This is a genomic window from Prescottella sp. GW823-FHT02E09 (assembly GCF_058797375.1).
Genome location: NZ_JBXAJP010000003.1, coordinates 520,359 through 543,610, shown reverse-complemented (window position 1 = coordinate 543,610; position 23,252 = coordinate 520,359). Strand labels below are relative to the sequence as shown.

The 23,252-nt window shown below is 69.5% G+C and carries 24 protein-coding genes and 1 riboswitch; of the genes, 14 read left to right on the top strand and 10 right to left on the bottom strand.

Annotated elements, in window-relative coordinates; translation table 11 throughout:
• Positions 1-4 precede the first annotated feature (4 nt).
• A complete protein-coding gene (gene ctaD, locus AC1RIF_RS10290) occupies positions 5-1,777 on the top strand; it encodes an aa3-type cytochrome oxidase subunit I (RefSeq protein WP_492601247.1) in 1,773 nt (590 codons plus the stop codon).
• A gap of 228 nt (positions 1,778-2,005) precedes the next feature.
• Here the strand turns inward: ctaD and AC1RIF_RS10285 are convergent, their stop codons facing one another.
• From AC1RIF_RS10285 to AC1RIF_RS10275, 3 genes are read right to left on the bottom strand one after another with little or no spacing between them, the layout of a single operon-like run.
• Entirely contained in the window at positions 2,006-4,252 is a 2,247-nt protein-coding gene (locus tag AC1RIF_RS10285; protein ID WP_492601246.1) for a serine/threonine-protein kinase, read from the bottom strand.
• Positions 4,253-4,276: 24 nt separating this feature from the next.
• Positions 4,277-5,257 (bottom strand): glutamate ABC transporter substrate-binding protein, encoded by a 981-nt coding sequence (locus tag AC1RIF_RS10280; protein ID WP_492601245.1) that lies wholly within the window; start codon positions 5,255-5,257, stop codon positions 4,277-4,279.
• Entirely contained in the window at positions 5,257-6,606 is a 1,350-nt protein-coding gene (locus AC1RIF_RS10275; RefSeq protein ID WP_492601244.1) for a GlnX family signal transduction membrane protein, read from the bottom strand. Before AC1RIF_RS10275 ends, AC1RIF_RS10280 begins: the two co-directional genes overlap by 1 nt.
• A gap of 157 nt (positions 6,607-6,763) precedes the next feature.
• On the opposite strand from AC1RIF_RS10275, the gene AC1RIF_RS10270 reads away from it, so the two are divergent.
• A complete protein-coding gene (locus AC1RIF_RS10270; protein WP_492601243.1) occupies positions 6,764-7,603 on the top strand; it encodes an NUDIX hydrolase in 840 nt (279 codons plus the stop codon).
• Between the two features lie 12 nt (positions 7,604-7,615).
• On the opposite strand, the gene AC1RIF_RS10265 is transcribed toward AC1RIF_RS10270, so the two are convergent.
• The 3 genes from AC1RIF_RS10265 to AC1RIF_RS10255 all read right to left on the bottom strand — a co-directional run bounded on the left by AC1RIF_RS10265 (position 7,616) and on the right by AC1RIF_RS10255 (position 10,242).
• Entirely contained in the window at positions 7,616-8,026 is a 411-nt protein-coding gene (locus AC1RIF_RS10265) for a pyridoxamine 5'-phosphate oxidase family protein (RefSeq protein WP_492601242.1), read from the bottom strand.
• Between the two features lie 87 nt (positions 8,027-8,113).
• Positions 8,114-8,857: an acyl-CoA thioesterase gene (locus tag AC1RIF_RS10260; protein WP_492601241.1), complete on the bottom strand. Its 744-nt coding sequence runs from the start codon at positions 8,855-8,857 to the stop codon at positions 8,114-8,116.
• Entirely contained in the window at positions 8,854-10,242 is a 1,389-nt protein-coding gene (locus tag AC1RIF_RS10255; RefSeq protein WP_492601240.1) for an MFS transporter, read from the bottom strand. The genes AC1RIF_RS10260 and AC1RIF_RS10255 overlap by 4 nt, the downstream gene beginning before the upstream one ends.
• A gap of 58 nt (positions 10,243-10,300) precedes the next feature.
• Here AC1RIF_RS10255 and AC1RIF_RS10250 point away from each other — a divergent pair, with 58 nt between their 5' ends.
• Positions 10,301-10,807: a winged helix-turn-helix transcriptional regulator gene (locus AC1RIF_RS10250; protein ID WP_492601239.1), complete on the top strand. Its 507-nt coding sequence runs from the start codon at positions 10,301-10,303 to the stop codon at positions 10,805-10,807.
• A 30-nt stretch (positions 10,808-10,837) separates the two neighbouring features.
• Here the strand turns inward: AC1RIF_RS10250 and AC1RIF_RS10245 are convergent, their stop codons facing one another.
• Positions 10,838-11,227, bottom strand: coding sequence for a hypothetical protein (locus tag AC1RIF_RS10245; protein ID WP_492601238.1), 390 nt, complete (start codon positions 11,225-11,227; stop codon positions 10,838-10,840).
• Between the two features lie 194 nt (positions 11,228-11,421).
• Here AC1RIF_RS10245 and AC1RIF_RS10240 point away from each other — a divergent pair, with 194 nt between their 5' ends.
• On the top strand, positions 11,422-12,681 hold the full coding sequence (locus tag AC1RIF_RS10240; RefSeq protein ID WP_492601237.1) for a glycosyltransferase 87 family protein: 1,260 nt from the start codon (positions 11,422-11,424) through the stop codon (positions 12,679-12,681).
• 16 nt (positions 12,682-12,697) lie between these two features.
• Positions 12,698-13,129, top strand: coding sequence for a hypothetical protein (locus tag AC1RIF_RS10235; RefSeq protein ID WP_492601236.1), 432 nt, complete (start codon positions 12,698-12,700; stop codon positions 13,127-13,129).
• Between the two features lie 22 nt (positions 13,130-13,151).
• On the opposite strand, the gene thiE is transcribed toward AC1RIF_RS10235, so the two are convergent.
• Positions 13,152-13,844, bottom strand: coding sequence for a thiamine phosphate synthase (thiE, locus tag AC1RIF_RS10230; protein WP_492601235.1), 693 nt, complete (start codon positions 13,842-13,844; stop codon positions 13,152-13,154).
• Positions 13,845-13,870: 26 nt separating this feature from the next.
• Positions 13,871-13,991, top strand: a riboswitch (TPP riboswitch).
• Here thiE and thiO point away from each other — a divergent pair.
• From thiO to AC1RIF_RS10185, 9 genes are all read left to right on the top strand, one after another.
• Positions 13,990-15,057, top strand: coding sequence for a glycine oxidase ThiO (gene thiO / locus AC1RIF_RS10225; protein ID WP_492601234.1), 1,068 nt, complete (start codon positions 13,990-13,992; stop codon positions 15,055-15,057). It overlaps the preceding riboswitch by 2 nt.
• Positions 15,054-15,278 carry a sulfur carrier protein ThiS gene (gene thiS, locus AC1RIF_RS10220; protein ID WP_492601233.1) on the top strand — a complete coding sequence of 75 codons (225 nt, stop codon included), beginning with the start codon at positions 15,054-15,056 and terminating at the stop codon, positions 15,276-15,278. The genes thiO and thiS overlap by 4 nt, the downstream gene beginning before the upstream one ends.
• 1 nt (position 15,279) lies before the next feature.
• Positions 15,280-16,029: a thiazole synthase gene (locus AC1RIF_RS10215; RefSeq protein ID WP_492601232.1), complete on the top strand. Its 750-nt coding sequence runs from the start codon at positions 15,280-15,282 to the stop codon at positions 16,027-16,029.
• Positions 16,030-16,211: 182 nt separating this feature from the next.
• Positions 16,212-16,751, top strand: coding sequence for a pentapeptide repeat-containing protein (locus AC1RIF_RS10210; RefSeq protein WP_492601231.1), 540 nt, complete (start codon positions 16,212-16,214; stop codon positions 16,749-16,751).
• A gap of 111 nt (positions 16,752-16,862) precedes the next feature.
• Positions 16,863-17,828 (top strand): ABC transporter ATP-binding protein, encoded by a 966-nt coding sequence (locus AC1RIF_RS10205; RefSeq protein WP_492601230.1) that lies wholly within the window; start codon positions 16,863-16,865, stop codon positions 17,826-17,828.
• Positions 17,825-18,577: an ABC transporter permease gene (locus tag AC1RIF_RS10200; RefSeq protein ID WP_492601229.1), complete on the top strand. Its 753-nt coding sequence runs from the start codon at positions 17,825-17,827 to the stop codon at positions 18,575-18,577. The genes AC1RIF_RS10205 and AC1RIF_RS10200 overlap by 4 nt, the downstream gene beginning before the upstream one ends.
• A gap of 98 nt (positions 18,578-18,675) precedes the next feature.
• Positions 18,676-20,133, top strand: coding sequence for a M20/M25/M40 family metallo-hydrolase (locus tag AC1RIF_RS10195; protein WP_492601228.1), 1,458 nt, complete (start codon positions 18,676-18,678; stop codon positions 20,131-20,133).
• Between the two features lie 64 nt (positions 20,134-20,197).
• A complete protein-coding gene (locus AC1RIF_RS10190; RefSeq protein ID WP_492601227.1) occupies positions 20,198-21,064 on the top strand; it encodes an adenylate/guanylate cyclase domain-containing protein in 867 nt (288 codons plus the stop codon).
• Between the two features lie 74 nt (positions 21,065-21,138).
• Positions 21,139-21,324, top strand: coding sequence for a hypothetical protein (locus AC1RIF_RS10185; RefSeq protein WP_492601226.1), 186 nt, complete (start codon positions 21,139-21,141; stop codon positions 21,322-21,324).
• Here the strand turns inward: AC1RIF_RS10185 and thiD are convergent, their stop codons facing one another.
• Together thiD and AC1RIF_RS10175 are read right to left on the bottom strand one after the other, a co-directional pair.
• Entirely contained in the window at positions 21,325-22,176 is an 852-nt protein-coding gene (gene thiD / locus AC1RIF_RS10180) for a bifunctional hydroxymethylpyrimidine kinase/phosphomethylpyrimidine kinase (protein ID WP_492601225.1), read from the bottom strand. It lies immediately after the preceding gene.
• A 158-nt stretch (positions 22,177-22,334) separates the two neighbouring features.
• Positions 22,335-23,207 (bottom strand): hypothetical protein, encoded by an 873-nt coding sequence (locus AC1RIF_RS10175; protein ID WP_492601224.1) that lies wholly within the window; start codon positions 23,205-23,207, stop codon positions 22,335-22,337.
• Between the last annotated feature and the right edge of the window lie 45 nt (positions 23,208-23,252).

Genomic DNA, 23,252 nt, shown 5'->3' with positions numbered 1-23,252 from the left:
GGGTATGGTTGCCAACCCCGAGATCGACACCGCTCCACCACGCACACCGACGCCGTCGCGGCCGACCGCGGCGCCTCGGGTGACTGCAGGATCCAAGGGGTCGTTCATCTACAAGATGATCACGACCACCGATCCCAAGGTGCTCGGAATCATGTATCTCGTCACCGCGTTCGCGTTCTTCCTCATCGGTGGCCTGATGGCCCTCCTGATGCGGTCCGAGCTGGCGATCCCGGGTCTGCAGTTCCTGTCGAACGAGCAGTTCAACCAGCTGTTCACGATGCACGGCACGATCATGCTGCTGCTGTACGCGACCCCGGTCGTGTTCGGCTTCGCGAACTACATCGTCCCGCTGCAGATCGGCGCGCCGGACGTGAGCTTTCCGCGGCTGAACGCGCTCAGCTACTGGTTCTACCTGTTCGGTGGGCTGATCGCGACGGCCGGCTTCATCACCCCGGGCGGTGCGGCCGACTTCGGGTGGACGGCGTACGTGCCGCTCAGCAACGAGCTGCATTCCCCCGGAGTGGGTGCCGACCTGTGGATCATCGGCCTGGCGCTCGGTGGTGTCGGCACCATCCTCGGTGGCGTCAACTTCATCACCACCATCGTGTGCCTGCGCGCCCCCGGTATGACCATGTTCCGGATGCCGATCTTCACGTGGAACATCCTCATCACGTCGCTGTTGATCCTGCTGGTGTTCCCGCTGCTCGCGGCCGCGCTGATCGGCCTGTGGGTGGACCGCCACCTCGGTGCGCACCTGTTCGACCCCGCGACGGGCGGAGTCATGTTGTGGCAGCACCTGTTCTGGTTCTTCGGCCACCCCGAGGTGTACGTGATCGCGCTGCCGTTCTTCGGCATCGTGTCCGAGATCTTCCCGGTCTTCTCGCGTAAGCCGATCTTCGGCTACAGCGGCCTGGTGTACGCGACCATGGGCATCGCCGCACTGTCCATCGCGGTGTGGGCGCACCACATGTACGCGACCGGTGCAGTCCTGCTGCCGTTCTTCTCCTTCATGACGTTCCTCATCGCGGTCCCCACCGGCGTGAAGTTCTTCAACTGGATCGGCACCATGTGGCGCGGCCAGCTCACGTTCGAGTCGCCGATGCTGTTCTCGGTCGGCTTCCTCGTGACCTTCCTCTTCGGTGGTCTGTCGGGCGTCCTGCTCGCGAGCCCGCCGATCGACTTCCACGTCACCGACACCTATTTCGTCGTCGCGCACTTCCATTACGTGCTGTTCGGCACCATCGTGTTCGCGACCTACGCGGGTATCTACTTCTGGTTCCCGAAGATGACCGGCCGCATGATGGACGAGCGTCTCGCGAAGTGGCACTTCTGGACCACCCTGGTCGGCTTCCACGCCACCTTCCTCGTCCAGCACTGGCTCGGTGCGGCGGGTATGCCGCGTCGCTACGCCGACTACCTGCCCACCGACGGATTCACCACGCTGAACACGATCTCCACGGTCGGCTCGTTCGTCCTCGGCGCCTCGACGCTGCCGTTCCTGTGGAACGTCTTCAAGAGCTACCGCTACGGACCGATCGTGACCGTCGACGACCCGTGGGGTTACGGCAACTCGCTCGAGTGGGCCACCACCTGCCCGCCGCCGCGGCACAACTTCACCGAGCTACCGCGGATCCGTTCGGAGCGTCCGGCGTTCGAGCTGCACTACCCGCACATGGTCGAGCGCATGCGCGACGAGGCACACGTCGGGCTGGGACACGGCAAGGACAAGCACGCCGCGGGCACGGTCACCGAACTGCAGAACGAAACGAGGGTCTGACGGTGGACGACGGCACGAGGTACCGCAACTGGATGACCGAGCCGGCGCCGGCCGAGAAGCGGCCCCAACCCCGCCGACTGCTCGCGCCGCTGCTCACCGTGGCGCTGGCGCTGGCGACTCCGATCGTCCTGCCGATACCCGTCGCCGTCGTCCTCATCCTCGCGGCGATCTGCTGGTTCGGCACGCGAATTCAGGAGTCCGACAAGCCCGATCGGTTTGCTGGGGGACTCAGAACAGGCTTCTCGGGCGAACCGCGTTCGCGAGATCCACGAGCGTATAGCGGTGAGTGGGTGTAGGAGAGCTACGCGCCATCGCTCGCAGCGAGGACTCCGTTCCCGCGCGCAGGCCGCGTTCGGTGAAGGGAACACCGAGCAGCGGCTCGCGCGCGGTGGTGGGGGTGTTCCCTTCGAGGAGCCACTGGAGCGCGGTGCCGAGCACCACGGTCCGCATCTGCGGTCCACGGATCTCGGTGCGGGGTATGGCCTGAACGCGTCGGGCCGACTCCCGCAGGGTGGCTTCGGTGATCTTGCGGATCGGCCGCACCGCGAGGTACGTCAGGACCGCAGTCATCCGGGCGGCACCGTAGCTGCGCGAGCCGGTCGGCACCTGGTCGAGGGTGGCGACCGCACCGTGCACGTCACCGTCGGCGGCTCGGCGACGGGCCGATCCGAAGGCCGCACTGACGACGTTACGGTCCATCCGCCACACGGTTTCGTAGTTGGAGGCGGCCGGAATCCGCCAGCGGTCGCCCCCTTCGCGGCTGTGATCCAGCAGCAGTTCGGCGGTCGCGCCGAGGGCGAGTTTGGGTGCCACCTCGCCGGGCAGCGCCGAGTAGACGGCGTCGAACGACGCGTAGGCGGAGGTCAGTTCGTTCGACAGCAACGACGCGAGCCCCCGATACCACTCGATGCGCCAGTCGTACGGGTGCGTCAGGCCCAGCGGCCGCAGCAGTTGTCGGGCCCGGCCCGCGTCGCCGAGGTCGAGGTACGCGCGGACCTCCGCGAGCGGTAGCTCCAGGGACGTCAGGACCTCGCCGGAGCGGCCCTCCCGGGCCCGGTCGAGGACGTCGAGCATCAACTGTGGATCGCTGTGCGCCGCGGCGTTCACCAGTGCGGCGCCGGGATCGTCGGAGTTCACCAGCGGCACCGCGAGAGCCTGGGCGACCCTGGGGGCGTCGAGCTTGCGTGCACGCTCGACGCCGTCGACGAACACGTCGGTCTGTTCCACGAACCCGTCCGCACCGAACGTCGCGCGCTGACGGCTGAAGACGGTGGACAGGGCAGGATGCTCCTGATCGTCCTGCCGGGAGACGATCTCGCGCAGGACGCCGGTGAGCTGAGCGGACAACTCGGGGGCGGAGCCGAATCGGCGGTTCGGGTCGGGATCGATCGCGCGCAGCAGCAGCCGTCGGTACGAGTCGTACTCGGCGAGCAGCGGGGCCTCCCCTGGGGACGGCAGCCCGTCCACATAGCGGCCGTTCTCGGACGGCAGATCGAGCGTGAGTACGGCGAGCGTGCGGCCGACGGTGTAGATGTCGGACGCGACGGTGGGTCCGGTCTCGGTGATCTCGGGCGCCTGGAAACCCGGGGTGCCGTAAAGGTATCCATAGCTCTCGAGCGGTGCGACCGCGCCCAGGTCGATCAGCTTGACCTGCTCGTCGGTCACCATCACGTTGTCGGGTTTCAGGTCGTTGTACGCCAGGCCGATGGAGTGCAGGTACTCGAGAGCGGGCAGGATCTCGAGGACGTACGCGATCGCCTGATCGACGGGCAACCGGTCGGGACGCCGATAGGTGGCCAGGATGTCGCGCAACGAGTTTCCACCCACATACTCCATGACCAGGTAACCGGCCGGCGGAGACCCTTCCTTCTGGAACTCGACGAAGTTGAAGATCTTGACGATGCTCGGGTGCTCCACCTCGGCGAGGAACTGTCGTTCGGCCGCGGCGACGGCACGGGCCTCGGCGTCGCCGAGTTGGAGCAGGCCCTTGAGGACCACCCACCGATCGTCGACGTTGCGGTCGATCGCGAGGTAGATCCACCCCAGGCCACCGTGGGCGATACACCCCTGCACCTCGTACTGGCCGGCGATCACCATGCCGGGTGCGAGCAGCGGCGCGAACTCGAAGCGCGACCCGCAGTTGGCGCAGAAACCGGAGGTAGGACCCGGCTCACCGTCGGTGGACCGTCCCACCGGCCTGCCGCATTTCCAGCAGAACCGTTTGCGCTCCGGAACGTGCGGGTCGGTGAGGACTGCGGTCTCGGGGTCCCGCCGCGGGACCGGCGGCACCTCCACCAAGCCGTCGCCGAGTCGGCGCCGGAAGACCGTCCGGGTGCGTTGCGTACGGGCCTTACGCCCGGTGGTGGGCACGCTCTCCTGGGTCGTCATCGGCTCGTCCACGGGCTGCGCGGCGCGGGTCTGCGCGATCTCGCCCGTGTCGACCGGATGTTCTTCTGCCGCGTCCTTTCCCGCCATCGATCCTCCGTTCTCGCTGCCTGGTCAGTCCCGGTACGTGGGAGGTGGTGGTCCCGGCGCGGGGCCCAGTTCGGAGAGCCATCGCTGATAGATCCTCGCCCAGGTGCCGTCGTTGCGGATCCTTTCCAGCGTGCCGTTCACGACCCGGACCAGATCGTCGTTGCCCTTGGTGACTGCGACGCCGTAGGGCTCCGGACCCAGGCTCGGTCCGACGATGCGCAGATACGGGTCCTGCGTCGACATCCCGGCCAGCAGCGTGTCGTCGGTACTGACGGCGTCGACCTGGCGTTGCTGCAGCATCACGAGGCAGTCCGACCACGTCGGGACCGTGACGACGGTGGCGTCGGGCTGCGCTCGGACGATGCGTTCGAGGGAGCGGGTGCCGGTGACCGCGCACACCCGTTTGCCGGCGAGGTCCGCAACATCGGTGACGGGGGAGCCGGCCATCACCAGGATTCGCTGCTGCGCTTCGTAGTACACCGTGGAGAAGTCCACCCACTGCCGTCGGTCGCACGTGATGCTCATCGTCGCCGCGACGATGTCGACCCGCGAATCCTTCAAGGCCTGTTCACGTTCGGGTGACGTGAGGATGCGGAACTCCACCTTGTCGGGGCTGCCCAACAGGTCCCGGGCGATCTCCCGGGCGATGTCGACGTCGAAGCCCTCGATCTCGCCGGTCGCGGGATTGCGGAAGCTCATCAGGTTGCTGCCGGTGTCGAGCCCGACGACGAGCCGGCCGCGGTCGCGGATGGCGTCGAGTGACGCACTGGGCGGTATCTCCCCGGCCGGGAACGGCCGCAGGCTCGCGGTCGGGTCCCCGCAGCCCGCCGGCGGCGTCGGCGCGGGGGGCGAGGTCGCGATCGACGCCCCTTCCGGGAGCGGCGCAACGCTGTACGTCTCGGTCGGGGGGAGCGTGTACGGGTCCGGCGGTGCCGAGCACCCCGCGACGACCGCGGCCGCCGTCCCGACAGCCATGACGGTTGCCGCAAGGCGCCGCACCGGCATCACTGGTACTCCCGCAGCCGGGGCCAGAGACCGAGCGGGATGGAGACGGCCGCGACCACCGTGATCACCAGCGCGCCGGGACCGAGTGCAGACAGCACCGTCGACGACCGTGAAATGTCGTCGCGTAGTTCGGTGCGGGCGCTATCGGCGCCGTCCGACAGCGCGCTGTCGACGATGTCGAACTGCCCGGCCGACGTCGCGGGATCGGGACCGACCGTCGTCATCGCGGCGGACGTCCAGTCGCCCACCGCGAGCGCGTCGATCATCCGGTCGTGCGACGCAGTCCAGGCGTCCAGCGCCTGCTCCGCCCGGTCGGCGTCGTCGCTGCCGACGTCCTCCGAGTAGTTGTCCAGCAGCGCATGCAGCTGGTCGGTGTCGGCGACGAACACCTGCGCGTGCTCGGCGGTCTCGTCACGGCGGACCAGTTGCAGGATCTCCTGGGTGCGGGCCTGCTGCGCCAGGATCCGTGCCGCCGCGAACGTCGAGAGCGGCTCGGAGCCCTGCCGGACCGCACGGTTCGCCGACACCGCGGAGATGACCCCGGCCACCAGCATCCACACCAGCAGGGCCGCCATCGCCCCGGTCGCGAACAGCAACCCGAGGTTGAACGTGCGACGGGTTCGCCGCGACAGCACCACCTGCGTCGCCACCAGTGCCACCAACAGCGCGCCGAGCAGTCCGATCGCGAACCACGGTGGGCGGGCGAACCCGGACTGCGGAGCGAGCGATGCGGCCGCACGCTCGGTGTGCAGGGCCTGCGCCAGTGGCAGCAGATCCGTCTGCATCAGCGCCGACGCCTCCGCCAGGTAGGCGGTGCCGACCGGGTTGCCGGCGCGGTTGTTGGCGCGCGCCGTCTCCACCAGCCCCGTATACACCGGGAGTTTCGTCGCGATGGCGGTGAGCAGCCGTCGGCCCTCGTCGTCGCCGGGCAGCCCGTCCGACGTCGCGACGAGCTCCGCCGCCGCGGTCCCGACAGCCTGCGAGTAGCGGTCCCGGGCCTCGCTCGGCTCCACGCCACCGGACAAGAAGGCGGTGGCTGCGGCGGCGTCGGCCACCGACAGCGACGCGTACAGGTTCTGTGACGACCTGGCCAGCGGCTCGGTGGTGGACAGCAGAGTGTCGATGTCCTGCTTGCGCTCGCCGGCCGCCATCGAGGCGATCAGGCCGGCCGCCACGGTGCCGAGCAGCAGTGCGATTCCGACGGCGAGCAGGCGGGCGGGTGTCGATCGGAGCAGCTCACGGAAGGCGAGTGGACGCACACGGACGCGAGCGGCGCGGTTCGGCGGCGCGTCCTCCCACCTCGCGTCCGCCGCGTGCGTCGACTCCGTCGTCGTCTCCGGCACTGCCACGGCTCATACCTCGGTTCGCCGTCCGTCTGGTTCGCCGTTCCGTATTGCCGAGCATATAAGCAGCACCGGCAGGTTGTTCCGCCGATTCGTGATGCGGCGGGGAATACTGTGGGGACAGGCGAGCGGCTCGGCAGACAGGGCAGGTGAGAGGCACTCCATGCGCGGTGACGGAGACGGTTGGGCGACGACGCCCGACGGGGTACGGCATTGGGGCCGGCACGGTGCGGCGGGGCTGTTGCTGCGTGCCCCCCTGGCCGACGGTTCGGCCGGGGTGCTGTTGCAACACCGGGCCGCGTGGAGCCACCAGGGCGGAACGTGGGCGCTGCCGGGCGGCGCGCGCGACAGCCACGAGACCACGATCCACGCCGCGGTACGCGAGGCGCAGGAGGAGACCGGTATCGACGTCGGCGCGGTCCACGTGCGCACCGAGCGGGTGACGGCGAGTGTCGCCGGCGGCTGGACGTACACGACGGTCGTCGCCGACGCCGACAAGACGTTGGCCCTGGTCCCGAACGGGGAAAGCACCGAGCTGCGCTGGGTGCCCGAGGCCCAGGTGGAGCACATGCCGCTGCATCCCGGCTTCGCCACCGCATGGCCGGGCCTGCGGACCACCGAGGTGCGGGTGCTGCTCGACACCGCGAACGTGCTCGGTTCCCGGCCCACCGGTTGGTGGCGTGATCGGCCGGGTGCCACGACGGAACTGCTGGACCGGATCGCCCAGGTCCTGCCCCGCACGATCGAACTGCCCGACGGCGGATTCGGGTGGCTGCCGCGCATCGAGGCGGTCCTCGAGGGGCAGGCCCGTGCCGCCGGCTACGTCGATGCGCGGATCCCGGTGCATGTCGCCCCCGGCAGCGGCGACGACGAACTGGCCCGGCTCGCGTCCGACGGCGGGGCGCTCACCGCCGTCGTGACCGCCGACCGCGGACTGCGTGACCGGCTGCCCGAGTCGGTACTGGCCCTGTCGCCGTCGACCGTCCTGAACTGGCTGGACTGACCCGAAGGCGCCTCAGCCGCGGTCGAGGACGAAGCGGCGGCCGTGGATCTCCGTCGGGCGGATCTCGACGAAGTTGTACTTCGTGGTCGGCACCCAGGACTGCAGGGCGAACTCCTCGGCGGCGTTGATCTCGTCGAACCGCACGAGGGTGCGGGCGATGCCGTGGACGACGATGCTCCAGGCCGACGTCGCGTCGGCGTGATCGACCTGGAACGTGGTCAGCGGCTTGAGCGTGAGCTCGGTGAGCTTGTCGCCCTCGGCGGTACGGAAGTAGATCTTGCCGTCGTGCACCACGTAGTTGACCGGGTAGACGTCCGGCCGGTCGTCGGTGACGAGGACGAGCCGGCCGAGGCGTTCGGTGGTCAACAGGTCCAGCGCGTCCTGTTCGGTGAGCATGGTGACGGGGGCTGTCCGGTCCTGCATGTCTGCTCCGATCCTCGATGAGCCTGCACTTTCGACTCTGCCCCCTGATCCGCACATGTGCCACAACGATCGGGTGTGAGCTGCGCGTCACCGCGGGCCGTCGAGAATGCGGCGCAGCTGCCGTGCCTGGGCGGCGAGTTCGCCCCCGGCGGTGAACAGTTCGGTCTCGTCGACGCATTCGTCCGATGTCCACCACACCGTGCGGTGGCGCAGCCGATGCCACGGTCCGGCGGACGCTCCGGCGGCGGGCGCGAAGTGTGCCGTCAGCTCGACGGTCGGGATCGGTACCGGCGCGGTGCGCGTGGCGAACAGTCCCGGCGGCAATGCGTCGAGCAGGATCGCCGCACGCTCGACGCCGGTGAACTCCAACCCCGGGCGGAGCCGGATCCACACGTCGAACTCCGGGTCCGGTCCGCCCGCGAACGGGCGTGCTGCGTTGATCGGGCGGATGTCGAGGTGCTGCGAGAACGGTACGAAATCGATCGGAATATCAAGTTCCGCAAGGTCGTCCGGGTCGGCGACCGTACCGATCGAGGGTGCGTGCTCGGCGGCAGCGCCCCCTCGGGACAGGCGGACCAGCGCCGTCGCCGCGGTGCCGATGGAGACCCGGACGCCCGGCGAGCGGCCCGCCGGCCCCGGCTGAACCGTCGCCTCGATCGGGCCCGGCCGCACCGGAGCGTAGAAGTGTGCGGTGGCGGTGGCCGGGACGGCACCGGTCTCGACGGCCGCAGCCCGCAGCATCGCCGCCAGCACCATGCCGCCGTGGATGCCGTCGAAGGCGCGCCAGGTGTCGTCGAAGCGGACGGGGAACGAGCCGAGTGTCGTGGTCATGACGAGATCTCCTGTGCGGTGAGGGTTTTCGGCGACATCGGTGCGACGGGTCGGGGCGACATCCCGACTGCGGCGACGGCACCGATCGCGGCGAGGGCGACGATGGTCCACCACGCTGCGGTGAAACCGGACGCCGCGAGGACGGCGACAAGGATCGCGATGCCCAGGACGCTGCCGAGCTGACGGCTGGTGTTGACGACCGCGCTGCCGGTGGCTCCCTGCGCGGGCGGCAGCGCGGCGGTGGCGGTCGACAGGATGGTCGGCAGGGCGAGCCCGACGCCGACACCGGCGATCAGCCACCCGGGGAGCAGACCCGTCGCGTAGTTCGGTTCGGTGTGGACACTCGCGAGGATCAGCACCGTGCCGACGCCCCACAGTGCGCTGCCGAGACCGGCCACGACGCCGGACGGCAAGCGCCGACCGAGGACCTGTCCGACGATCGCGAAGACCGGCACCAGCAGTGGGCCGGGGGCCACCGCGAGACCGGTGCGCAGTGCCGAATAGTCCCACTGGGTCTGCATCCACAGGATGTTCGCGAGCAGGCCGGCAGCGAACGACGCGCTGAACGCGACCGCGGTGACGTTGGACCATGCGAACGGTCGCACCCGGAGCAGTGCCGGGTCGACCAGTGGATTGTGATGGCGCACCGTGCGGCGGGCGAACCAGGCCAGCGCCAGGATTCCGACGGCGGCGGCGACCAGCGTGCCGGCCTGCGTCCATCCCCAGTCGGGGCCCTGCACCAGGGCCAACGACACCGCGCCGACGCCGACTGCGAGCAGCCCCGCGCCGGGAAGGTCGACAGCGGCGGGGTTCGGATCTCGGGATTCGGGCACGACGCGCGCGGCCGCCCACAGCAGCGCCACCCCGATCGGCACGTTGATCAGGAAGATCCAGCGCCACGACGCGGACACCAGCAGCCCGCCGACCACGGGGCCGAGCGCCGACGCCGCGGCACCGGTCGCGGCCCACAGGCGCACCCCGAGCGCGCGTCGGGCGTCGGGCAGGGCCGCGATGAGCAGGCCCAGGCTGGCCGGCGTGAGAGCGGCGGCGCCTGCGGCCTGCGCCAGGCGGAACGCGACGAGCGGCCACAGCGACGGGGCGAGTGCGCACGCGGCGCTCGCGATCGTGAACAGCGCCAGGCCGGCCAGGAACGCGCGTCGCCGCCCGACGCGGTCGGCCCAGCGGCCCGCCGGAATCAGCAGGGCCGCGTAGACGATCGCGTATCCGCTGAGGATCCAGCTGAGCTGGGTGAGTGGTGTTCCGGCGAAGTCGGTGGCGATGTCGTCGAGAGCGACGTTGACGACGAAAAGGTCCAGGGCGGCGACGAACGGCGCCCCGGACAGGACGGCGATGAGCGCACCCGAACGCTGACTTTTGAATTGCATAGTCAGGGAGTCTGGACCCTGGCTATGGATTTGGCAAGCCAGGGCGTAGCCTTGGCGCATGGAGACGGCACGGCTCGACGGGTTTCTCGCGGACCGCGACGCGTGGCGGGCCACGCAGTGCTCGATCGCGAAGGCGATGGACGTGATCGGTACGCGCTCGGCGATGCTGATCCTGCGCGAGGCGTATTACGGCACAACCCGTTTCGACCACTTCGCCGAACGCGTCGGAATCACCGAGGCGGTCGCGGCCGCCAGGTTGCGGGAGCTCACGGCCGAGGGGTTGTTCGAGCGGCGGCCCTACAAGGAACCGGGACAGCGCACCCGGCACGAGTACGTCCTGACCGAGAAGGGGCGGGATCTGCTACCCGCGGTGCTGGCGCTGATGCAGTGGGGTGACAAGTACCTGCAGGGTGAGCGCGGTGGCCCGCTGGACCTCGCCGACGACACGTCCGGCGAACCTGTTCACGTCGAGGTGCGCAGTGAATCGGGGCGGCGGGTTCCCCTGAATGAGCTGCGGGTGGTCCCGAACGTCACCGCCGAGCAGGCGCGCCGGGCGATGGGCTGAGCCCACCGGGATCACCTACCTCGCGGCGGATCAGGATTCGGCCTTCTTCTCTTCGTGCCGGTTGCGGAGGAACACGAGCGGCAGGACCAGGGTGGCGATGGCGGTCACGAGCCACACGACGAGGGTCGCGAGCACCCACGTGCGCCAACCGGAGATCGACAGGCCGCCGAAGGCGGACGCGATCACCAGCGCGACGAAGGTGGACACCAGTCCGATCCCGCCGAGGAACGCCGGTGCGTTGTTGGCTGCGATCTTCGTGATGAACGGCGACAGCACGCTCTGTGCGATGGCGAACAGTACGACGGCGGTCACGAAGCCGGCGGCGCTGACCGACACCTCGGGAATCAACCACACGGCGGCCAGGATGCCGACCGCGGCCGAGCCCAGGAAGAACGCACACCTGATGAGAAGGCGAATCATGTTCCGGCCCTTTCGTGAAGTTCGGGCGAGTGTATCGATCGGTGGCGTCGTTCGGCGGGTAACGTGGCCGAGCGTCGCGGCAATCTCTCGGGGGAGGGAGGTGGCGGGCGCGAGCGGATGAGGGATCGGGATGCTTCATTGCTTAGGCTTGGTATGTAGAACTATCCGGGCAGATCGGTGAGGGGGCTGGACGGGTGTTGCGTAGAACGGAGCCCGCGGTAGGTGAACTACCGCGCCGGCCGGGCCATCTCGCGGTGCTCGTCGTGTGGGCGATCGCATCGGTGGTGCTGTTGTTCACGACCGTGCGCCCGTGGATGCCCACGATCGGCATCTTCGCCGGCGGCGCCGATCTGGACGTCTACCGCGACGGTGCCCGGCACGTGATGGAGGATCTGCCGCTCTACACCGAACCGGTGATCCACGGCCTGCTCTACACGTACACCCCGTTCTCGACGCTGATGTTCATCCCGTTCGGACTGCTCCCGGGCGGCATCGACAAGTACCTGTGGATGGGGTTCAACGTCCTGCTGCTGGTCGCGATCGTCGCGCTGTGCTGGCGGATGCTCGGCTACCGGATCACGCCCTACCTGGTGGGCGTCTCGGCGCTGACGGCGGTGGCGTGCGCGTTCCTCGAACCGGTCCGCACCACCCTGTTCTACGGCCAGATCAACCTGGTCCTCATGGCGCTGGTGCTGTGGGACGTCTCGCGGGACGACCGCAGCAAGCTCAAGGGTGTCGGTGTCGGGATCGCGGCCGGGATCAAGCTGACACCGGCGTACTTCGTTCTCTACTACCTGGTGTTGCGCCGGTGGCGCGCCGCAGCCGTCGCGGTGGGGACCATCGTGGCCACCATCGGCGTGAGTTGGCTGGTGCTGCCGAACGATTCGCGGCAGTACTGGACGCAGACGTTCTTCGAATCCACGCGCATCGCGCAGGACGAGCACCCGTCGAACCAGTCGATCCGAGGCGTGATCGCGCACCTGACCGGGAAGCCCGCGCCGACGGTGCTGTGGGTGGTGCTCGCGGCGCTCGTCGTGGCGGTGAGCATGTGGATCGTGCTGCGCCTGCACCGCGGCGGCGAGCACCTGCTCGCGGTCACGGTCGCAGGGCTGAGCGCCGCGACCGTCTCGCCGTTCTCGTGGAGCCATCACTGGGTGTGGTTCGTGCCGTTGATCGTCTACATCGTGCACCGGGCGCTGACGACCTGGTGGTGGTGGCTCGCGGCGCTGGTGATCGTCGTCGCGGCCGGGGCATGGCCCTACCGGTGGGACGAGTACGTCGTGGTGGTGGGGCTGTTCCTGTACCCGCCGTGGTGGACCGTTGCCGACGTCCTGATGAACATCTACGTCCTCCTCTACATCGGCGTCCTCATCGGCGCCGGCATCGTCGCAGCCCGATGCACACCGGCCGGCGTGCACGAAAACGTACCGGCCGCTGATGCGAACCGGGCGTAGTGTCACCATGTCCGGCATGCGTATTCGACATGTGATCGCCGTGGTCCCCGCCGCACTCCTGCTCCTGACGGGTTGCAGCGACAGCGAGGACACCGCCGCGTCCGCGCCGGAGTCCAGCTCCGTGCAGGGGGCGCCCGCCCAGGACGACGCCGCTGCGCTCGACGCCGCGGCCAAGGAGATGTGCGGCCAGGTGGCCGCCTTCCTCGACAACTCCGAGGCACAGGCCGAGGGGACCGGGGAGTCGTTCGATCGCGCGGCCCAGGGACAGGCGTTCCTCGAGCAGGTGAAGGCGAACTCCGCCATCTGGGTGGCGTCCTACAACGTGCAGGCCGAGGCGGCCGGTGAGCCGGTGCTCGACCCGAGCACCGCTACGTGGGAGGACATGCCCGAGCAGAGTCGCGCACTGATCGAGGACTCGGTCGACGGCGCGGTCGCCGGAACCTGTTGACCGTAGGGCGTCGGGGTCGAGGTCAACCGCGCAGGGCGTCGGACAGCGCCCGCGCGGCGGCCTCCGGGTCGTCGGCCGCGGTGATGGCCCGCACGACGACGATCCGGGTGGCGCCGGCCTCGAGGATCTGCGGGAGCCGCTCCTGGTCGACGCCGCCGATCGCGAACCACGGCCGGCTCGGCTGGGCGTCGGCGGTGCTACGGACCAGTTCGATGCCCGACGCCGTCCGGCCAGGCTTGGTGGGAGTGGCCCACACCGGTCCGGTGCAGAAGTAGTCGACGTCCTCTTCGATCGCAGCGAGGCTGGCCTGCGCGCGGTTGTTCGTGGAGCGTCCGATGACGACGTCGGGGCCGACGATCCGGCGCGCGTAGTGCACCGGCAGATCGTTCTGGCCCAGGTGCAGGACGTCGGCGCCCGCGGCGAGCGCGAGGTCGGCGCGGTCGTTGACGGCGAGCAGCGCGCCGTGCCGACGGGCCGCCGCACCGATCACGGCGAGCGCGGCCAGTTCGTCCTTGACCTCCATCGGCCCGAGTTCGCGTTCACCGGCCGAACCCTTGTCGCGGAGTTGGACGATGTCGACACCGCCGGCGAGCGCGGCCTCGACGAAGTGAGCCAGATCGCCCTTGTCACGGCGGGCGTCGGTGCAGAGATAGAGGCGCGCGTCCGCGAGTCGCTCGCGGGGCGTCAGGCGCTTGACGGACTGGGAGGCATGCACACCTCGAACGGTAGTCTCTAATGCGGACGAATCAACACGGGAGTCCCAGGAGCGCAGGCTGCAAACGGGGCTGAGAGGGGGCCGGCCGGCCCCGACCGTCATACCTGACCCGGATCATGCCGGCGCAGGGAGTGAGGTGGATGTAGTGACCCGATCGGTTTCCGTCGTGGGCGGCGGTGTCATCGGCCTGTCGATCGCGTGGCGCGCGGCGCAGCGTGGCTGGACGGTGAAGCTGTACGACCCGGCGCCGGGAAGCGGTGCGTCGTGGGTCGCCGGTGGCATGCTGGCCCCGCTGTCGGAGGGGTGGCCCGGCGAGGAGAAGGCCCTGGCGCTGGGGGCCGCGTCGCTGCAGCGGTGGCCGGACTTCGGTACCGAACTGGAAGGTATCGCCGGGGTGGCGCTGTTCACCTCCGACGACTCGCTGACCGTCGCGCTGGACGCCGCCGACGCCGCGGACCTGCACACGATCGCCGAATGGGTGGCGACGCAGGGGCACGAGCTCAGGATCTTGAACCGCGCCCGGATCCGGGAACTGGAGCCGTCGCTGGGTCGCGGCATCCGGTTGGCGCTGCAGGCGCCCACCGAACTGGCGGTCGACAACCGGCTGCTGGTGCAGGCGCTGCGGACGGCCGCCGTGGCGGCCGGTGTCGAGCTGATCGAGCAGACCGTGACCGATCTGGATGCGCTCCCCACCGATCAGGTGGTGCTGTCGGCGGGATCGAACTCGGCGCAGCTGTGGCCAGACCTGCCGGTGCGCCCGGTGAAGGGCGAGATCCTGCGTCTGCGGGCCCGACCGGGCGTGACGCCGGCGCCGCTGCGCACCATCCGCGGCAGCGTGCACGGGCGGCCGTCCTATCTGGTGCCGCGGGCCGACGGGATCGTCGTCGGCGCGACGCAGTACGAGTCGGGACACGACACCCAGGTCACCGTCGCGGGCGTGCGCGACCTCATCGCCGACGCCGAGGCATTGATGCCTGCGATCGGCGAGTACGAGCTGTACGAGGCGAAAGCCGGTCTGCGCCCCATGAGTCCGGACAACATGCCGATCATCGGTCGCGTCTCGGACCGGGTGGTGCTCGCGACCGGGCACGGCCGCAACGGCATCCTGATGACTCCGGTCACCGCGGACGCGACGGTCGCGATTCTCGACGACAACCCCTTGGCGGAGGCGGAAAGCGCCGCCGCCGAACGATTTTCACCCGCGAAGGCATGAGTGAGGTTTGGATGAATGAGTTGATCGGTATCACCGTCAACGGTGAGGACCACGAATTCGACGGGCCGCTGACGGTCGCCGAACTGCTGGACCGCCTGGAGTTGCCGCAGCGCGGCATCGCGGTCGCGGTGGACGGCGCGGTGTTCCCGCGCGGCCGCTGGGCCGAATCCGTCGGCCGCGGCTGGGAGATCGAGATCCTCACGGCGGTGCAGGGTGGCTGACATGGGCAAGCTGACGATCGCCGACCGCACGTTCGGCTCTCGCCTGATCATGGGCACCGGTGGCGCCGCGAACCTCGCGGTGCTCGAGGAGGCGCTGGTGGCGTCGGGTACGGAACTGACCACCGTCGCGATGCGCCGCGTCGACGCCGCGGGCGGCACCGGCGTGCTGGACCTGCTGCGCCGCCTCGACATCGCGCCGCTGCCGAACACCGCCGGCTGCCGGGGCGCGGCCGAGGCCGTGCTCACGGCGCAGCTCGCGCGCGAGGCCCTCGAAACCGACTGGGTGAAGCTCGAGGTGATCGCCGACGAGCGCACCCTGCTGCCCGACGCCATCGAATTGGTTTCCGCCGCAGAGCAGTTGGTGGACGACGGCTTCACCGTCCTGCCCTACACCACCGACGACCCGGTACTCGCGAAGCGGCTCGAGGACGTGGGCTGCGCCGCGGTGATGCCGCTGGGCTCGCCGATCGGCACCGGATTGGGCGTCTCGAACCCGCACAACATCGAGATGATCGTCGACGCCGCGAACGTCCCGGTCATCCTCGATGCCGGTATCGGCACCGCGAGCGACGCGGTGCTCGCGATGGAACTGGGCTGCGACGCGGTGCTGCTCGCGACGGCCGTCACCCGAGCCAAGGATCCGGCGCTCATGGCGTCGGCGATGCGTGGCGCGGTCACGGCCGGCTACGAGGCCCGCCATGCCGGACGGATCCCCAAGCGGTTCTGGGCGCAGGCGTCGTCGCCGATGTAGACGGACGTCGTCGGGGGTGTCCGTTCCCTGCCGGGTCTGCGCGGAATGCCGCTTCGGGCGCGAAGGAATGGACACTCCGGCCGGACGCGGATCACGGATTGGTCGAAATCCCAGGCCTGGCGCCGATTCAGGCTACGCTCGGGACCACTTGCTCCGTTGGTTCGAGTGCCTGGAGGGCAGCCATGACGACGTTGAGTACCGATCTCCTCGAACTGCTCCGCTCGGATGTCGTGGCGTGGAACGCCCGACGCGACCAAATGCCCGACGCGCCGGACCTCCACGGAATGGACCTGTCGGGCGCCGACCTCGCCGGAGCCAACCTGACGGGTGCCAACATGGCGGGCATCGACCTGTCGGGAGCGGACCTCACGTCCGCGGAACTCGGCGGTGCCGACCTGACGGGAGCAAATCTCGCGGGGGCCGTCGCCGCGGACGCCGACTTCAGCAAGGCGTATCTGACGAACGCCAACCTGTCGGGTGCGGTGCTCACGCTGTCGTTCCTCACGTCGACCTACCTGGCGCATGCGATTCTCGCCGGGGCGGACCTGTCGGGTGCGTACATGACCGGGGCACACCTCGAGGACGCCGATCTGACGGGAGCCAGGTTGGCGGGCGCGTACCTGGCGCACGCCGATCTCACCGGAGCGGTGCTCGCCACGGCCGACGTGAGTGGCGCCGATCTCACCGACGTGACGATGCCGGACGGCGCCCTCCGGGCCTGACCGGGGGTGGTCCCTGACACTGTCTCAGGGTTCGTGTCATCCCTGGGTATGACACGGATGTAGACCTGCGACCGATGCGCGGGCGTCCCCGCATCGGGCATTGTGGTCCCCATGATTGAAGTGAGGGGACTGACGAAGACCTACGGGTCGATGAAAGCGGTGGACGATCTCACGTTCTCCGTGAAGCCGGGGATCGTGACCGGCTTCCTCGGCCCGAACGGTGCCGGCAAGTCGACGACCATGCGGATGATCCTCGGGCTCGACAAGCCGACGTCGGGTACCGCTCTGATCGAGGGGGTGCCGTACCACCAGCTCAATCAGCCGCTGCGTACCGTCGGCGCGCTGCTCGACGCCAAGTGGGTGCATCCCAACCGGTCGGCCAAGGCTCACCTGCAGTGGATGGCGGCCGCCAACTCGCTGCCCGCCTCGCGCGTCGACGAGGTGCTGCGGCTGGTGGGCCTGAGCGAGGTCGCGAACAAGAAGGCCGGCGGATTCTCGCTCGGCATGTCGCAGCGACTCGGCCTGGCCGGTGCGCTGCTGGGTGATCCGAAGGTGCTGCTGTTCGACGAGCCGGTCAACGGTCTCGACCCCGAAGGCATCGTGTGGATCCGCAAGTTCATGCAGAGCCTCGCGGCGGAGGGCCGCACCGTTCTGGTGTCGAGCCACCTGCTGTCCGAGATGTCGCTCACCGCCGAGCATCTGGTGGTGATCGGCCGCGGACGCCTGATCGCGGACACCAGCGTCAAGGACTTCGTCGACCGCTCGTCGGATTCGTCGGTGCGGGTGCGCAGCCCGCAGCTCGACGCGCTGCGCAGCGTGCTCACCGCGCAGGGGTTCGCGGTCCGTGAGGACGCCGGCCACGACCATCAGCCGGCACTGCTGGTGTCGGGCGTCAAGACCGACGACATCGGTGTGCTCGCCGGTTCCAACGGAATCGTCCTGCACGAGCTGTCGTCTCAGCAGGGCTCGCTCGAGGACGCGTTCATGAAGCTCACCGGTGACGACGTGCAGTACCACGCCCAGATCGCCGGACAGCCCGCCGACGCTGCGCAGAACATGGGAGGTGCGCTCCGATGAGCGTGTTGAATGCAGAACGCATCAAGCTGACGACCACGAAGTCTCCGATGTGGTGCAGCCTCATCGCGGTCGTCGTCAGCATCGGCTTCGCGGCGCTCATCGGCGCCGGGTACAAGTCGGCCGCCGACTCGGGCGACAACCCGTTCGGCGACTACAACGCTGCCGCCACCCAGGTCGGAGCAGTCCAGCTCGGTTCGATGCTCGTGATGATCATGGCGGCGCTCGCTGTCACCACCGAGTACCGTTTCGGTGTCATCCGCACCACGTTCCAGGCGATCCCCAACCGGTCGGTCGTCATCGGAGGCAAGGCGCTGCTGCTGTCCGGGTTCGCCGCGGTGCTGGGCCTGATCATCTCGCTGGTGTCGTTCTTCCTGGGGCAGGCCACCTCGGGGGTGAGCCTGTCGATCGGCGACGGAGACAATGCCCGACAGCTGTTCGGCGTCCCGATCTACTTCGCACTTGTTGCGGTTCTCGCGGTGGGTGTGGGCACGCTGATCCGTCAATCGGCGGGCGCGATCTCGCTGCTGCTGCTGTGGCCGCTGGTGATCGAGAGCATGGCGACGATGATTCCCAAGGTGGGCAAGTACATCGGCGAGTTCGGGCCGTTCAACAACATGAACTACTTCCTGGGTCAGGGCAGTGGGTTCGACTTCCACTGGGGCCCGTGGGGCGCGCTGGTCTACTTCGCGGCATTCGTCGCGATCGTCTTCGGCGCCGCCCTGTTCCTGGTGAACAAGCGCGACGCCTGACCGTCCCAGACTTACGACGAGGGTCCCGCACCGACATCGGTGCGGGACCCTCGTCGCGTTCAGCGACGGGTGGGTGGCGCGGCGGTTAGGCTCGCGGCATGCGGATGACGGCGGCGTTCGTGACGGGCCTGGCCGGTGCGCTGCTGCTCGCGGGATGCAGCGATCCGGACGACGTGGGCCCGCCGATCGACGGCCCGGGACTGGCGACGGCGATCGACACCGATGCGGTGATCGGCGACCTCGAGCAACTCGAGCTGATCGCGGCCGCGAACGGCGGCAACCGCGCGGCGGGCACCGCGGGCTACGATGCGAGCGTCGACTACGTGGTGGGACAACTCGAGCAGGCCGGGTTCGATGTGGAGACACCGGAATTCGATGTCGACATCTTCGAGGTGACCACGCAGACGCTGCAGGTGTCGGGCCGCGACGTCCCGGCGGCGGCGTTGACGTATTCGGCAGCCACCCCGGCCGGGGGATTGCACGCTCGGCTGGTGCCGGTGCCGTCGGACGAGACCCCGGGCTGCGAGGCCACCGACTACGACGGCCTGGACGTGGCGGGTGCGGTCGTGCTGGTGGATCGCGGGTCGTGCCCGTTCGTGCAGAAGCAGCAGGTGGCGGCGGATCGGGGTGCGGTGGCGATCGTGGTGGCCAACAACGAGGACGAGGACCTTCCCGCGGGAACGCTGGGCAAGAAGGACGACGTGCGCATTCCCACCGCCAGCGTCGACAAGGCCGACGGTGCGGCTCTACGGCAGGGCGGCGACGCGGTGCTCACGATCGACGCCACAATCGAATCATCCAAGTCCCGCAACGTGATTGCGCAGACACAGACCGGTGCCGACGACAACGTCGTCATGGTGGGCGCGCACCTGGACAGCGTCCGGGAGGGGCCGGGCATCAACGACAACGGCTCCGGTGTCGCGGCACTGCTCGAGACGGCGCGGCAGCTCGGCGCGTCGCCGAACGTGACGAATGCGGTGCGGTTCGCGTTCTGGGGCGGCGAGGAGATCGGCCTTCTCGGCTCGGAGGCGTACGTGAACGGTCTCGACGACGCCGCGCGCGCCGACATCGCGATGTACCTGAACTTCGACATGGTCGGCTCGCACAATGCCGGCTACCTCGCGTACGACGGCGACAACTCCGACAAGGCGGGGGAGGGCCCGGGGCCGGAGGGATCGGCGGGGATCGAGCGCACGTTCGATGCGATCCTGCTGCAACTGGGCATCTCGCCGGACGGGACGGACTTCGACGGCCGCTCCGACTACGGGCCGTTCATCGCGGTCGGTGTTCCGGCGGGTGGGCTGTTCACCGGCGCCGACGAGAACAAGACCACCGCTCAGGCCGAGAAGTGGGGTGGCGAGGGCGATGCGATGTTCGATCCGAACTACCACACGGCACAGGACACGCTCGCGAACGTGGATCGGCAGGCGCTGGCCCTCAACGCCGAGGCGGTGGGGTACGGCGTCGGGCACTACGCGCAGTCGATCGACGGCCCGAACGGGGCGCCGACGGCGGGCGATGCGCGGACGGCGGCCAGGTCCGATGCGGGGAAGTAGGCGCCGGAACCGGCGTCACGCGGCCGTTCTGCGAGACGACCCGGTCGCGATTACTCTTGCCGGGGTGAGTGACGACCCGGAGGGCGACGCCACACCGGAACCGGTCCCCACGGATTCCGGCACGGAGGGCGGGCACGCCAAGGTCACCGGTTCGGTGGCGAAATGGGTACGCGACGCGGACCGGCAACCCCAGTTGGTCGACGCCGTGCGGCGGATCAGGCGCTCACTGCCCGGTGATCCCGCATTCGGTGACCCCCTGTCGACTGCTGGTCCCGGCGGCGCGCGGGCCGCGGCCCGCATGATCGACACCGGGTCGGGGGCGTCGCGCGAGGTGAGTATGGCGGCGCTGCAGGTGCTGCAGGCGGTGCTCGAGAAGACGTGGGGCAGCCCCGCGGACGGCGAGGTCACCATCGTGTTCACCGACCTGGTCGGATTCTCCAGCTGGTCGCTGCAGGTAGGCGACGGTGCGACGCTGTCGCTTCTGCGGGAGGTCGCGGCCACCATCGAGCCGCCGATGATCGAACGCGGCGGCCAGGTGGTCAAACGGCTGGGCGACGGGCTGATGGTGGTGTTCGACCACCCGGACCGGGCCGTTGAGGCCGTGTTCGCGGCGCGTGCGGCGCTCGCGACCCTGGACCACGCCGGCTACCGCCCCCGCATGCGCGTCGGCCTGCACACCGGCGCCCCGCAGCCCATCGGTGCGGACTGGTTCGGCGTCGACGTCAACGTGGCCGCGCGGATGATGGAACTGGGCGGGAACGGCAACGTCGTCGTCTCCGGCAACACGCACGACGCGATCGGCGAGGAGCGGCTCGGCGAGCTGGGCATGGTCGCCAAGCGGCATCGGCGCGGGCTGCTGGCGGCGCCGCAGCGCGGGGTCCCGGAGGACCTGCGGGTGTACGTGCTGCGCCCGGCGCCGGCGGGGCGATGACGTCCTAGCGGACCATTCGGACGACTTCGGGGAACCGTTGCCGCCCCCGACGCCCGGCGCGCACACTGGGGAACGTGACCGAGTCCGGGCATCCGCAGCGCACACCCTTCTACGGGGTGCTGATGATCATCGCGGCGCTGGCGGCCGCGATCGCGGTGAGCTACTACGGGCCCACGTGGTTCCGGGTCACCGTCTACATCCTCGCCGTGCCGGTGGTGGCGGTCGGCTTCGTCATGACCCTGCGCGACTATTCGCGCTGATCAGGCGTTCTTCGGATCCAGTCGCCACAGCGGCGAGACGGGACCGTGTCCCGCGCCCAGGTCGTACGACGCCTCGAGGCACTTGGTGACCCACTCCTTGCCGAACGCGACCGCGTCGGGCATCGCGTAGCCGTTGGCGAGCGCGCACGCGACCGCAGCCGCCAGGGTGTCGCCGCCGCCGTGATCGTTGCCGGTGTCGATCCGCGGGCTGGTGAACTCGTGGAACGTGTCGCCGTCGAACAGCAGGTCCGTGCTCGACGTCGACGAGCGCAGGTGCCCGCCCTTGACCATCGACCACTGCGCGCCGAGTGCGTGCAGGGCCTCGGCGGCGCGGCGGGCGGTGGCGTCGTCGACCACCTCGATGCCGGTGATGAGGCGCACCTCGTCGAGATTCGGCGTCACCAGCGACGCGATGGGGATGAGGGTGCTGCGGACGGCGTCGAGTGCCTCGGCGTGCAGCAGCGGATCGCCGTGCATGGACGCGCACACCGGGTCCACCACCAGCGGGATGGAGCCGTCGCGGCCGATGCCCACCTCGGTGCACACCTGCGCCACGGCCTCGATGATCGCGGTGGACGCCAGCATGCCGGTCTTGGCGGCGGAGACGCCGATATCCTCGACCACGCAGCGCACCTGCGCGGCCACCGTCTCGGGCGGGATCTCGTGAAATCCGCTGACGCCCACCGAGTTCTGCACCGTCACCGCGGCAACCGCGACGCACGCGTGCACCCCGCACATCGCCATGGTGCGCGAATCGGCCTGGATGCCGGCGCCGCCGCCGGAGTCGGTGCCGGCGATGGTGAGGGCGCGGATCGGGGTCTGGCCGGTCGGCGTCAGGGGCAGGTAGTTCACGGCCTCGAGCCTACCCATGCGACCGGGTGCGACGGACGGTGGTGTGAGGGGCGCGGTGAAGGTCGAGTGCTGGGACGTCCACGACGTGACTCGTCCCGGTGCCGAAGAGATACCGGCACCGGGACGAGGTCAGCGGTGGATCAGAAGATGCGGGTGGATCAGAGCTCGGCCAGCTCCCATGCACCGATGTTGTAGACGGCGCTGGTGGTGGACAGAGAGTTACCGGTGCCCGCGGAGGGCAGGCCCGCCCGCAGGTTGACGGCCCAGTTCAGTGAGCCGAGCGGTCCGCAGCCGGTGGCGCCGGGAACGGCGAAGTCGGTGGCGGTGTGGGGTGCCTGGGGCCAGACAGCGCCGGGCACGTCGGGGCCGTTGTCCGAGATCCATTCGGCCGGTCCGGCGCTGCCCACGAGTGCGAGGGACAGGTTGATCGGGGTGGCGGCGGAGCCGATGTAGCAGTTGTCGCCCAGGAGCGGATTGGAGAGCTTGAGCCGCACCGGAAGCTGCACGGCAAGGTTGTAAGGATCGACGTCGGGTAGGGCGACGGCCTCGACGGTCGCCTGGATGGCGGTGGGACCGAAGTCCTCCGCCGAGGCGGCGCCGAATGCACCGCCGGGGACGGTGATCGGGTTGGCGTACACCCCGAACGTGCCGTCGTCGGCGGCGGGAACGAAGACCTGCTCCCCTGTCACGCCACCGGCGATCATCAGGCTGCCGTCGGGGACCGCGACATCGAGATTGCCGATGCGCATGTTGCCGTCCCGGATGATCACCGTCATACAGGTACCCAGGTCGGTGGCCGGGTTGTAGACCTGATCGACCTGGCAGGTGTCCCAGTTCTGGAACTCGTACGGCGTGCCGGGTGCGGCCGACGAACCGGTCGAGGAGCCGCTGCTGCCTTCGGAGCCGGACAGGCTTCCGCGGCTGCCGGAGCTGCCTTCGGCGGAGCCGGCCGCGTTGGCGACGCCGCCGCCGACCAGGGCCAGCGCGGCAACGGCGGCCAGCACGGCGGAGCGGGTGGTGTTCTTTCGCACGTAATACCCCCATATGGATTTCGACTCGGCCAGGAGGTTCGATCG